The sequence below is a fragment of the Sphaerimonospora mesophila genome, from assembly GCF_001417795.1.
Lineage (GTDB): Bacteria > Actinomycetota > Actinomycetes > Streptosporangiales > Streptosporangiaceae > Sphaerimonospora > Sphaerimonospora mesophila.
In genome coordinates this window covers 248,956-261,113 of the sequence record NZ_BCBX01000036.1, presented here as the reverse complement: position 1 = coordinate 261,113, position 12,158 = coordinate 248,956, and the positions used below count along the sequence as shown (strand labels likewise).

Below are 12,158 nucleotides of genomic sequence, written 5' to 3'. Positions count from 1 at the left end.
ATGGACAACGCTGTGATCACCGCTGCGACACCGGCACCGGCGAGTCTTCTGGTCTGCCGTCTCATCCTTCCGCCTTTTCTCGGGGGTTTCTTCGGGGGGCCGCGTTCAACGCGGTCGTGCGGTGGAGGTCGCCTGCCGGCCCGTCTCCTTCGGACCCTCGCTCCGCTCGCGGAATCCGTTCATGCCTGCCGGGCGGTTGTCGAGCCGACTCGGCCGTCCCCGCCGACGGTTGCGGTCACCGCGCCGGCGATGCCCTGGCGGCGTCGGCCGGCACTGCGAGGAGACACGCGCGCCGACGGCGCCGTTCGGGAGGCGTCGCGGAGATCCGGCCCGGTGGTGCGCCGTCGGGGCGCGATCCCGACCTCGCGCGCCCGGAGGAGCCGAGGGTCCGGCCAACGCGGGGCGGCTCGCCAGGTGACAGTTCAGGGGTCTCGTCTCGTGGTGAGGCCGGCGGGGTTCGGCGACCTGTCGGTGGGGGTTGGCTGGAACCGAGCTCGGATGTGCTGCTTGCATCAGCGCTGATGTCACCAGTCGGCGTGCCGGGCTTCGACGTGCGCGGCAGACGCCTCGCCGGTCGTTCAGGACCTATGCCGACGACCCGTGCAGCCGGTGGCAGGCTTTTGTTAACGTTAACATTCTGTCCGTTGGCCGAGCCCCTCTCCGTCGGGTGACTGCAGGTGGTGTGGGGCAGAGCAAATACGAGGGAGAGCGCGACTGTCAAGGGTCCGATGCGTGCCCACATCGACCGCATGGGGTCGAGCGTGAGCCAACTGGGCGTTGCCGCGACGGCACACCGAATCGGCGGTGGCACACGGTGAAACTTTCACCCATGCTCTTCGTTCGATGGACGACCTACCGAAAGTTTTCTGAGGCTTGTTCGGCTTGTACGCCCAGGTTCTACATCTGCTTCAGGCATGGGAATCGAAACTTTTCGTAATAGCATTGACAGATTTCGGAGACGTTTACACACTAGGGAGTGTTGAAAAAGTCCTGGCCGGCACGAGCGTGGATCCAGATGGATGCATCGTCTCCGCGGCGGCCCCGCTGTTCGGTGGTGGTGGTGCCCGAGCGGCGGACGCCCGTCTACGGCGCCCGGTGGTGTGCGGCCCCTCATGGCGGGGCGCGGCGTCGAGCCCGCGGGGATACCCCCGCGTTCCCTTTTGGGATTCGGCCACGGAGGCTCACGCATGGGCGCGAACGTCACACCCCGCCCTCGATCCGGTGCTCCTTACGTGGCCCCGCAGTCCCTAGTCGGTCGGCGGGGTCCCCCCAGCGGGGTCCTGCGGCATCGCCTGGGCCTGCTGGTCGTACGACTGCGGATAGCCGCCCTGCTGCTGAGGGTAGGGCGCGTGGCCGTACGCCTGCGGCGGTGCGCCGTACGGCTGGGGGGCGCCATACGCCTGCGGCGCAGCGCCGTACGGCTGGGGCGGAGCCCCGTAGGGCATCGGATAGCCGTAGGGCTGCTGCTGCGGATAGGCCACCGGGTAGGTCTGAACCGGCACGAAACCGACGGCGTAGCCCGGCGCCATCCCCGGATAGGCGGCCATCTCCTGCCCGCCGGGGGCCTTGGCCCGGCGGCCGCCCATCCTCCCGGCCGCCGTCGCATGCGCCATCCGGCGCAGCCTGCCCTCGAGCATGAGCCACGCGAGCAGCGCCAGCACCACGAGCACGGCGGCGACGATCGCGAGCTTGTTCGCCAGCGCCGGCTTGTCGAACTCCGGCGTGGCCTTGCGGATCTGGTACTGCACCGCCTCAGGCGTGGGCGCGTCGAACGCCATCTCCTGTGCCGGCGTCTGCTCCGCCGGCGGTGCCTGCTGCGACTCGGGCGGCGTCGTCGCGGCGGGAAGCGAGACCTCCGGCTCCGTGGTGGCCGGGGTGTCCGAGCCCGGGTTCGAGTCCGTGTAGACCGGGACCGGCGGCTGAGTCGTGTGGATCGGCGCCGTGTCCTCACGCTGCTTCGGCGGGTCGTCGGCTTTCTTGTCGTCGTCCTTCTTGTCCCCGGCCGGCTTGGGCGGCGTCGGGGTGACCGTGACGGTCTGCGTCACCACCGGATCACCGGTCGGGGTCGGCGACGGACTGTTCCCGGGCGTCTCGGTGATGGTCACGGTGACGGTCTCGCACTCGCCGGGCAGACACGGTTCCACGGGGGTGTCGTCCGCCGCGTTCGCACTGATCGCCGGCCCCACCGTGAGCACGGCCAGCGTGGCGAGGGCCAGCGAGGCGAAAGCCGAGGACGCGGCCCTGATCTTTGCGCGTCCCATCACCGCTCGCCTCCACCATGTCTCATGCCCAGGGGTCAAGGGAGATTCTAGTTGGGTAAAACCCCCAGCAAAGCCCTTCTCGGTCACGAATTCGCGCCCAGAATCCCGTACTCACAGGAGTTTCTCGACGGCGGCGACGATCGGCAGATCGGCCGCGATCCAGGCGACCTCGTAGAGCTCGTGTGACTCCAGCCAGCGCAGCGCGAGGTGCTCGCGCGCGTACGGGACGCCCGCCGCGATGCTCGCGAGCCAGACCCGCATGACGTGCCCGCCGGGCAGCGGCCAGTCCCCGCCCACCCGGCGGCCGACGACGATCTCGACGCCGAGTTCCTCTGCGCACTCGCGGACCAGCGCCTCGTGCTCGCTCTCCCCCTCGTCGACCTTGCCGCCGGGGAACTCCCAACCACCCCTGAGCTCGGGCGGCGCGGCCCGCTGGGCGGCGAGCAGCCTGCCCTCCCGCACGATCGCCGCCCCCACGACGAGCTTTCCCATCACGTCCATGACCGCCTAGGTTAGATCGCGCCTGAGCTGGGCCTGGACGTCGGCGTTCTCGAGCGGCCGGGTGAAGCCCACGATGCTCGGCCGGTCGCCATAGGTCGTGACCTTGATGGGCCCACATCGTGTGCAGCGCGCCTCGACCATCTTCCCCGGCGCGACCACCAGCCCGACGTGTCCTGGGCGGTCGATCGACGTTCCTGGGCCCGCGTTGAAGAACACCAGGTCGCCCGGCCGCTCGCTGCCCGGCTGCACCCGCACGCCGAAGGGCCACTGCCCGAAGGTCGTCCTGGGGATCGACAGCCCGGCGTGGCGGTAGGCCATGTAGATGATGCCCGAGCAGTCGAAGGCGTCCGGGCCCGTCCCACCCCACCGGTACGGCTTGCCGCGCTGGGCGAGGGCGTACTCCAGGATCTTCTGTACGACCTCGCCGGAGGCCGCGTCCACGTAGCCGATGTCGCAGGCCGGGTCGGCCTCGGGCGGCAGACCGATGTCGCCGGTGACCGCGTAGCGCTTGGCGATCTCCAGGACCTGGTCGACGTACCAGGTGGCCCGGTTGTAAACGAAGATCGCCCGCCTGAGGTCGTCGGGAGCGCCGTTGCGCTTGAGCATCTTCGCCGCGCCCAAAATCGCGTCGGCCGGGTTGTAGACGTCGCCGTACCCGTCACCGTCGCCGTCCGAGGCGTACCCGTTGACCCCCGGCGCGATCTTGATCTTGGCCTTGCCGCCCCACGTGCTGATCAGGAACTGCATCGGCCCGGCGGCGCCCGCGTAGTTGGTGCCGCTGCCGACTCCGGGCAGCTTCGACCGGCCGTGGTCGGTCTCCCGCTTGCCGATGGCGGCGAGCACGTTCCACTGGACGCCGATCTCCTTGCCGACCTTCTTGTAGAGCTCGAGATATTCGGCCGGGATGTCCGTCCTGGCCGTCTCCGACACCCCCAAGGTGGCCGTGTCCGCCTCCGCGCAGTCCTCCGCTGTTCTGCCACCGAGCAGGAACGACGGCAGGGGCGTCATCAGAATGATCGACCCGATGAGCGTGAGCGGGACGATCACGGCCAGGGCGAGGAGCACGGCCATGAGCGGCCGCCCCCGAGCCGTGATCACCCGGAACGGCGCCTGAAACAGCGTCCGACGGGGCGGCATGATCACGGCGTCGTGTCCCCGTCCTGGCCCTCGTCGGCGAGTCCGAGGTCGTAGACCCGCCAGTCGCCGCCCGCCTTGATCACGGTCACGGCGAAGCGGTCGCTCTCGTCCTTGTCACCGTCCTTGTCGGTCACGTGCCGCACCGAGCCGACGACGAAGACCACCTGGCCCGCGGTCATGTCGCGGATCGTCTCCACCCGCGCCGACGCCCGCGAGACCACCTGGTCGGCACGGTTGCGCTGCACCAGCGCCGGATCGGTCATGGCCCGGGTGAGCTGCGCGGCGAACTCCTCGGTGGAGAACGCGCCGAGCCGTCCGGCGAACGCCGCCGGTTCCTCGTCGTACCGGAAGGTTCCGTACGACTCGGTGAACCGCCGCGCGAGATCGGCGGCGGCGCCGAGCTCCTGCCGCGTCAGCGGCAGGTAGTCGTAGACGTCGAAGTTCGCCGGAGTCTTCGCGACCTGGCGCGGCACCGGGCTGCGCGGTGCGACGGCGGCCGTCTCGGACGGTCTGTGCTCGCCCGTGGCCGTACGCCCCTCGCCGCCCTGCGCCGTTGCCTCCCCCGACGTGGGCGGGTTCATCGTGAGGTAGACGCCCACGGCGGCCAGCACGACGACGGCTCCGGCGAACGCGAGCTTCTTGCCCCTGTCATTTCCCTGTGTGCTCATGGACGTCTGGTCACCCGGTCAGTCGCCGGAGTTTCCGTCGGTGGGCCTGGCCCAGAACGGGGTGGGCGCGTCTTCGGATGTCCGCCCACCACTCCCCCGGCTCGGCAGCCACAGCGGTGGCGCTTCGGACGACCTGCCGGACGACGAACCGGACCGGGAGGCACCGGATCCGGAACCCCGGTCGGCCGATCCCCGGTCGCGGGAGCCACCGCCGCCGAAGATGCCACCGGAGCGACCACCGGAGCCGTTGCCGGAACCACCACCGGAACCACCGCCGAAGATGCCGCCCCCACCCCCGGAACGGGAGCCGTTCGAACCGCGTGAACCGTTCGAACCTCGTGAACCGGCCCTGGCACCACCACCACCTGAACCGCTCGAACCGCGGGAGGACCAGCCACCCGATCGGCCGCTGAACCAGCCGCCGCGTGAGCCCGTGCCGCCGCCCGATGACGTGCCGGAGCCCGACCCGGAACCCAGACCGGCGCTCAGGCTCGAACCGGTGCCGGAGCCGGAACCCGATGGCGCGCCCTTGGCCCCCGGATGGCGCGGCGACTGCGACAGCTTGAGCGGAGGGGCCGACCCCTGGCGTGGCGCCGTCACCGCCTTGCGGCGACCGGCGGCCTGGGCGTCGGCGTCCAGCGGCGCCGGCTGGGCCCCGGCCCGGGCCTGCTCCGCCGTCTGCCCCGCCGCCTGAGCCATCCCCGACCCGGCCGCTCCCTCCTCGCCGCGGACCCGGCCCTGCGCCACCGATGTGGCGACGGCGGCGGCGGTGCCGGCGCCGCTCGCCATCGCGGCGGCGCCGATCAGCGGCTCGGCCTTGCGCAGGCCCCAGCGGCCCATGCGGGCCGCGGCCACCGGAGGCAGCGCGTTCGCCGCACGCGACAGCGTGGGCGCGCTCGCGGCCTCTCCGAGCATGCGGGTCGTGAGCGTATGCCCGTCCATCGAGGCGAACAGGTGCTGGAACGGCCGCCGGTAGAAGAAGACGGCGATCGTCAGCAGTGCCATGAACAGGATCTGCATGCCCCAGGGCAGACCGGTCGAAATGATCAGCGCGTAGCCGTACACGAGGACGCCCAGCACGATGGCGAGCACGGCCTGGCGCAGCAGGGTGCCGACGACCATCTCCACCCACCGCATCGCGATGATCCGCCCGGAGCCCGGATGCACGCCGATCAGCAGGAACACCGGCCCCAGCATGAGCAGCAGCAGGAAGCCGACCTTGAGCACCAGCAGCGAAACCGCCACGAGGAAGATGAGCAGCCCGGCGACCATCGCGGCGATGAACGCGCCGATCGCGATGCCGAGCCGGCTCGTCCAGTCCTTGCCCTGGATGAGGAAGAACACCGGGGTGTTCTCCAGCGGTTTGACCACCTCCTCCTCGAACCGCTTCTGGTGGGCGTCGCTGGCGGGCGTCTGGTTCGCGGCCTGCTCTGCGGCGTCGATGGCCTGCATGTCGAGGATCTTGGCGCCGAACATCTGCACCACGCCCGAGTCCGGATCGGCCGTGCCGAGCTGGCCCATCAGCCACGGCTTGCACACGAGCGTCGACCAGAGCGCGTCGGCGTTCTGGGCGACCCCCGGCGTGCCCGGCCTGCCGTACCCGCCGGCCTTCACCTCGGTCCCCGCCGCCGAGCCCGCGCCGGCCCCTGCTGCGCCCGCATCGGCTCCGCCGCCCGCGTCGGCCCCGGCTCCGGCGTCGTCCTTGAGCGGCAGGCACGACGCCCCACCGGCGCCGGGCAGCCCGGAGAACGCCGAGTTGACGATTTCGCCGGTCTTGTCGGTCACGGTCTTGCCGATGTTGGTGAAGTCGCCGGGACGGCTGAAGAACCAGACGGCCACGGTGACCGCGAGCACCATCCAGACGACGCCCTCGGTGGTGGTCGTCGCCCGCCTGCGGATCAGGCCGAACCAGGCGAGCCAGACCGCGCCGAGGATGACGACCGGCCGCAGGTAGGGCCAGTACATCGCGTCGGCCAGCTTGGTGACGATCGCGTCGGCCGCCTCCTTGATGGGCTGAAGCGGTCCCTCGGTGGCCGCGGCCTCGTAGGTGCTGATCGTCAGCCGGTCGACGGCCTTGGCCCAGGAGAAGACCGTGTTGGCCCAGGCGTTGCCGAGCACGGCTGCGACGTCGGAGCACCCGAGATCGTAGGTGTGCCAGAACTGGCCGGACATGCCGTACCGCTCGTAGTTGGTGAGCGGCGGTGCGGCCGCCCCCTCGCCCGCACCGCTCCCGGTGGCGGCGGCGTCGGCCACCGGCGGGCGGACCAGGCCATCGATGCCGCCGCCGACCATCTCGGGAGCGAGGTCGGCGGACAGGTCACAGAGCCCGACCGCGCTCGCCGTGTCCGCCGGAAAGACGAACGGCAGGGTAACGAACGCCGCGAAGGCCACCAGGAGCAGGACGAGCCTGCGCCGCAATCGCTTCAAGACCGCACCTCCTGCGCGACCCCCGACCGACCGGAACCCCCGACACTCTGATCGTCATCGTTTCCGTTCTCGCCTGGCTTCTCGTGCGTCGGATTCGTGTCGAGCCACCGCAGCAGCTCCGCCGAGATCAGGTCCACCCCGATGCGACCCGCCCGGCCATCCAGATCACGGAAGACGCACTCACCGTTGCCCAGAGAGCGCAGCACGCCCTTGTGCTCCTCCGACGGATCCACGCCGAGGAGCTCCATCACGTGCTCGACCTCCACCCGCTCGGTCGAGCGGAAGGCGAAGACCGATGACAGACAGTTGGTGACCTGCTCGTTGAGCAGGTCACCCGCGTTCTGGGAAACCAGTACGAGCGCGGTGTTGCGTGACCGGCCCATCCTGGACACCTCGGGCACCAGCTTGGCGCCCTCCGGCGTGGACGTGATCGCCCAGGCCTCGTCGAGGAAGATCGCCTTGGGGGTACGTCGGTCGAGCCCGTTCATCAGCCGCCGGGCGAACTGGGACACCAGATAGAGCAGGGCGACCGACAGCCGCTGCTCGTAGGAGTAGTCGTCCCTGGGGGTCGTGACGTCGGGCAGCGTGAGGCCGCCCAGCGTGAACACCGTGGTCCAGCCCGCGGTGTCGATCTGCTCGCCGCCACCGGGGTCGAAGCAGAGCCTGGCCAGGTGCATCTCGGACATCGACCGCAGCACGGCGCCGAGGTTCTTCGACGCGGGGTCGTCCGACCGCTCCAGGTGGTCGACCACCTTGCCCAACGACGGGTCGGGCTCGTTCGACACCGCGGCCACCGCCTGGATCATGGCCGACTCGCGCTCCTCCGACATGCGCGGCAGCAGCAGCCGCAGCGTCTCGCTGGCCATCGTCTTCTTGGCCGCGATGTCGTCGCCGAACGAGAACGGGTCGAGCAGGCCGGGCGCCGCCGATCCCAGGGGGATGACGCGCGCCTGGCGGCCACGCCGCTGCAGGAGCCGTACGAGCGACTCCGCGTCGCCCTTCGGGTCGATGACGGCCACGGTCACCCCGCGCAGCGCCATCTGGTAGATCAGCAGCAGCGCGAGCGTGGTCTTGCCGCCCCCCGGCTCCCCCGTGATCGCGATGGCCGTCGGCCGGTTGCGCGCCGCGGCCACCAGGGGATCGAAGTGGACGATGCCGCGCGCCCGGCCCATGGTCTCGCCGATGTACGGCCCGACCCACCCCGCGTTCGACTCGTCCACCCGGTCGCCGAGCTCCACGGTGGCCGTCGCCATGCCGCCCGCGATCGTACGCAGGGGCTGCCGCTGGGCGTACGCGTTGACCCGCAGCCGCTCTCCGGGAAGTGCCTCGCAGAACAGCGAGAACTGGTCGCCGGTGGAGTTGACGATGTCGATGCCGATGTCACGGTAGTGCTCCACGACGGCCTCGACCCGCTGGACGCAGATCTCCTCCGTCGGCGCGCTCACGCTCAGCCGGTGCCAGCCGTACACGAACGGCAGCCGCTCCTTGGTGATGCCGTGTTCGAGCATGCGGGCGGCGTCGATCTGCTCGGCCAGCGCGAGCGGCGCCTCCGCTCCGGCCTCGCGGATGTGGATGTCCATGTCGCGTGCGTGCGCCAGCTTGCGCGCCACGTCCTTGCTCGCCCGGACCGGCGGGACCAGCCGCATCCTGCTGGAGACCTCGACCGGGAACGGCAGCTGGTCGGCGAAGTGCAGCCACGGCTCCCCGTCGGGGAACGGCATGAGGTCGGGGAACCGGGCGAACGACAGGTGCGCGACGTAACTGTCACCGGTCGGCTGCACGATCCGGAGTAACGAACGCCCGTTGTGGATCTGACCCTCGACCAGCGATTCGATCTCGCCCCTGCCCCATCTGCGCCGGGGTGACGCCGACGGCGGCGGGTCGCCGAGCCCGCCGGAGGCGGAGTGCTGGAACAGCCAGGCGACCTCGGTGGAGGTGGCGTGACGCGCGTAGAGGGCGCTGGAGGCCAGCGCACGGCCGAGCCGTTCCGCCGCCTCGGTCCACCGCTCGATCTCACGGGCCGGCACGTGGTCGTCCTCGATCCCGAGCGCCTTCTCCCCGCGCTGGTAGAAGCCGAAGAGCTGGGCCAGCACGCCGGTGCCCAGCTGGGCGCCGCGCGGGCCGAGCCGTACGCCCAGGTAGACCTCCTTGCTCCAGAAGTCCTTGGCCCAGACGTGGCGGTACATCTCCTCCAGATACTCGCGCCAGCCCGGGCCTTCGTCCGAGGTGGTGTCGAGCGCCATCGCCCACTCGGCCGCCGGATAGGCCCGGTGCGCGATCCTCAGGTGCACCTCTGCGTCGGGCATCCTGATCGCGGCCAGCGCGATGGTGATGTTGGTGGCGAGCGCCTCCCGCTCCTCCGGAGTGAGAAACTCGTAGCTCACCGTCGGCAACCGGAAGTACGCCCATGCCGCCGACTCGGTGAGAAGGACGCGATCGTCGAAGTACCGAACCGCCAGGCGGCTTCGCGCCCTGCTCATCGCTCACTCACCCGCTTTCTCACCCGTGCGTTCTCGGACCCTGGGCATGTCGCTCGGCCGGTTGGCCGCCAGGCTGCTCACGATCACTCCCGCAAGTGCAACGTACGCCCTGCGGCCCCCCGTGCGAAGGTGGTTGAGGTCAACAGGTCCGGGACGGCCCGGCGCGAGCTCGTCCTCCCAGGGCACCCGGACGATCGCCCGGCAGCGGCCGCTGGCCACGGACTCCGCCTGCTCCACCTCGGGCAGGCTGCGACGGCTCACCCCGTTGATCACCATCACGCCCCGGCGGCGCAGCTCGGAGCAGCCGTGACCGTCGAGCCACTCGTAGGTCATGGCGATCGCCTCGGGAGCGTCCGCGCTCGCTGGCGCCACCAGCACGAGCTGGTCGGCGTACGGCAGCAGCCGGGCCGCCAGCGCGGCGGCGGGGTCGATCACGGTGAGTCCGTAACAGCGGTCCAGCGCGGCCAGCGTCCGGCTCCAGTCGCCGTGGGACGCCCGGTCCGCCAGGCGCTGCGCCGCCTGGTCGTCGATGTCCGCCCCGAGCACCTCGAGACCCGACCCGCATCGCGAGGTCTGCGCCCCGAGGCCGAGGTAGCGGGTCAGCGACCCCGCGCCCTCGAGAAGAGAGCCCGGCCGCTCGGGCTCGGCCGCGATCCTCTTGATCATCGTGTCGTCGCCGCCGCTCGCGTCGAGGGCCAGCACGCGGTCCTCTCGATAGCGGGCGAGTGTGTGTCCCAGCATCAGGGCCGTGGTGGTCTGCCCCGCACCACCGGTGCAGCCCAGCACCATGATCCGCTTGCTCTCCGGGAGCGGCGTTCTGGCCCGCGCCTCGTCGATCTCCATCCCGTCGGTACGGCTCCCGCCCACGACGACCTGGGCCAAACGGCGCCAGCCGCCGGAGGGGTCGCGGCCGACCACGGCCTCCACGCGGCGGAGCCTGGGCGGCCCCTCCCCCCTGGTCTTGGGTGGCTGGATCTTCGGCGGCGCGATCTTCTCCGGCCGGGTCGTCCGCTTCGCGGCCTTCGTCGCCTCCGCGTGCACCGGCTGCGCGGGGGGTACGGTCACCGGCCGGGCGGGCGGCATCGCCTGCATGGGCGGCACCGGGTGCATGGGTGGCCGCTTCGTCGGCTGCCTGGGCTGCTCGGGGCGCATGGGCCTCGGCGGTCGGCCCTTCCTGTGCTGCTCGCGCGCTCTGCGCTGCCAGTCGTCGGAGTCGTGCCGTCCGGCGGCCTTCTGGTCCGCCGCCTCGTCGCTCGCTGGTTCCCGATCTCCCGATGCTTCGCCCGCGGTCTCCTCCGCCACGGGGGCGGCGGGCTCGTCGCTCGCGGCGGGCCCGATGAGGGCTGCCGGTGTCCGGGGCTCCGCCGCTCGGGGTTCCACCGCTTGGGGCTCTGGGGCCTGGGGCTCAGGCTCCACCGCTTGGGGCTCTGAGGCCTGGGGCTCAGGCTCCACCGCTTGGGGCTCTGGGGCGCTGTGCTCCGCGGTCTCTTCCGGCCAGGCCGGACTACTCGGCCGAGGAGCCGGATCCGCCGACGGCAGGGCGCGGCCGTCCGCGGTGGCGGCGAGCCGGCGAAGGCGGCGGAGTGCCTCGGTTCCTATGGGCGGCGCGTCCGAGACCGGCGTCGCCGACCCTCCACCCGAGCCCGACTCATCCGCGACCCGCACCTCCTCGGCCCCCGCGTACGGAACTCCGACGTCGGAGACCCGAACGTCGGAGGTCTGAGCGTCGGAGGTCTGCGCCTCGAAAACCTGCGCGTCCGAGACCTGCGCTTCCGAGGCAGGGGTGCTCGAGGCCGGGGTGTCCGAGGCCCGGGCACCGACGGAGGGCGGCCCGGCGGGTGTCATCTCCCGCGCGTTGGGCGCCTGCAATGCCGTGGGGGCCTCCGGCACCCTGGGCGCCTCCGATGCCGGGGGCGCCGTCTCCTGAGCGGAGACCGTGCGGTCACGCTCACCCGATGCGGCTCCCCTCCCGGTCGCGGAGGCCGTACGCCATGAGACGGCGGACGGGACATCCGCGATGGGAGCGGCCGCGGCAGCGGCGGCGGCCACCGCCGGACGCACGACGCCGGACGGCACGGCGTCGGCGGAACGGCCGACGTCCTGATATCCCCTGCGGGCGGGACGGCCCATGCCCGGGGCGGCGGGACGGCCGGAAGGGGTGAGCGCCGCGGGCGCGACGGCCGGCCGTCCGGTCGTCCGGCGGCGCTCCCCGGCCGGTCCCGACTCCTTGACCACGGCCTTGGCGCGCGCCTTCCCGCTCGTCTTCCCCTTGACCCTGACGGTGGTCCGGGCTGCGGCCGGCGCGACCCGCGGCGAAGTGGCCCGCCACACCCGGGCGGTGAAGGTGATCTCTTCGGGCTCGCCCAGCGGGGCCATGCGGCACCAGGTGCGGGGCTCGGCCAGATAGCGGAGCTGAGACTGCAGGAGCTCGGTGAGCCGCTTGCCCTCGATCACGGGACGGGTGGCGAGCCAGGTCAGGACGCCGGGCGGGACCAGATAGACGACATGCCACGGAGCCTGGAACGGAAGCCCGACAAGCGCGAGGAAGACCCACCAGGGGACCAGCACGCCCACGAACACACCGATCCAGACGATGGGAAGCGGCATGGGCAGCCGAAGGTCGTACAGCTTGTACAGCCGCTTCTCAATGCGCCAAATATTGGTATACGTGGGCAGATCCACCC

The 12,158-nt window shown here is 71.4% G+C and carries 7 protein-coding genes; all 7 read right to left on the bottom strand.

Annotated features, from left to right (window positions below; all coding sequences use genetic code 11):
* Nucleotides 1-1,247 precede the first annotated feature (1,247 nt).
* Nucleotides 1,248-2,261, bottom strand: a complete 1,014-nt coding sequence (locus AP234_RS39555) for a hypothetical protein (RefSeq protein WP_055480642.1) — start codon at nucleotides 2,259-2,261, stop codon at nucleotides 1,248-1,250.
* A 111-nt stretch (nucleotides 2,262-2,372) separates the two neighbouring features.
* Nucleotides 2,373-2,753 carry a (deoxy)nucleoside triphosphate pyrophosphohydrolase gene (locus tag AP234_RS17070; protein ID WP_055480776.1) on the bottom strand — a complete coding sequence of 127 codons (381 nt, stop codon included), beginning with the start codon at nucleotides 2,751-2,753 and terminating at the stop codon, nucleotides 2,373-2,375.
* 15 nt (nucleotides 2,754-2,768) lie between these two features.
* A complete protein-coding gene (locus AP234_RS17065; RefSeq protein WP_083502201.1) occupies nucleotides 2,769-3,899 on the bottom strand; it encodes an NlpC/P60 family protein in 1,131 nt (376 codons plus the stop codon).
* 2 nt (nucleotides 3,900-3,901) lie between these two features.
* Nucleotides 3,902-4,567: a hypothetical protein gene (locus AP234_RS17060; protein ID WP_055480641.1), complete on the bottom strand. Its 666-nt coding sequence runs from the start codon at nucleotides 4,565-4,567 to the stop codon at nucleotides 3,902-3,904.
* Nucleotides 4,568-4,585: 18 nt separating this feature from the next.
* On the bottom strand, nucleotides 4,586-6,994 hold the full coding sequence (locus AP234_RS39215; RefSeq protein WP_055480640.1) for a type IV secretion system protein: 2,409 nt from the start codon (nucleotides 6,992-6,994) through the stop codon (nucleotides 4,586-4,588).
* Entirely contained in the window at nucleotides 6,991-9,474 is a 2,484-nt protein-coding gene (locus tag AP234_RS17050; RefSeq protein ID WP_055480639.1) for an ATP-binding protein, read from the bottom strand. Before AP234_RS17050 ends, AP234_RS39215 begins: the two co-directional genes overlap by 4 nt.
* 3 nt (nucleotides 9,475-9,477) lie before the next feature.
* Nucleotides 9,478-12,156, bottom strand: a complete 2,679-nt coding sequence (locus AP234_RS17045) for a TcpE family conjugal transfer membrane protein (RefSeq protein ID WP_055480638.1) — start codon at nucleotides 12,154-12,156, stop codon at nucleotides 9,478-9,480.
* Between the last annotated feature and the right edge of the window lie 2 nt (nucleotides 12,157-12,158).

Coding starts and splice junctions, on each gene's coding strand:
- AP234_RS39555 (WP_055480642.1), bottom strand. CDS start 2,261: ATGGGACGCGCAAAGATCAGGGCCGCGTCCTCGGCTTTCGCCTCGCTG.
- AP234_RS17060 (WP_055480641.1), bottom strand. CDS start 4,567: ATGAGCACACAGGGAAATGACAGGGGCAAGAAGCTCGCGTTCGCCGGA.
- AP234_RS17065 (WP_083502201.1), bottom strand. CDS start 3,899: ATGCCGCCCCGTCGGACGCTGTTTCAGGCGCCGTTCCGGGTGATCACG.
- AP234_RS17070 (WP_055480776.1), bottom strand. CDS start 2,753: ATGGGAAAGCTCGTCGTGGGGGCGGCGATCGTGCGGGAGGGCAGGCTG.
- AP234_RS17050 (WP_055480639.1), bottom strand. CDS start 9,474: ATGAGCAGGGCGCGAAGCCGCCTGGCGGTTCGGTACTTCGACGATCGC.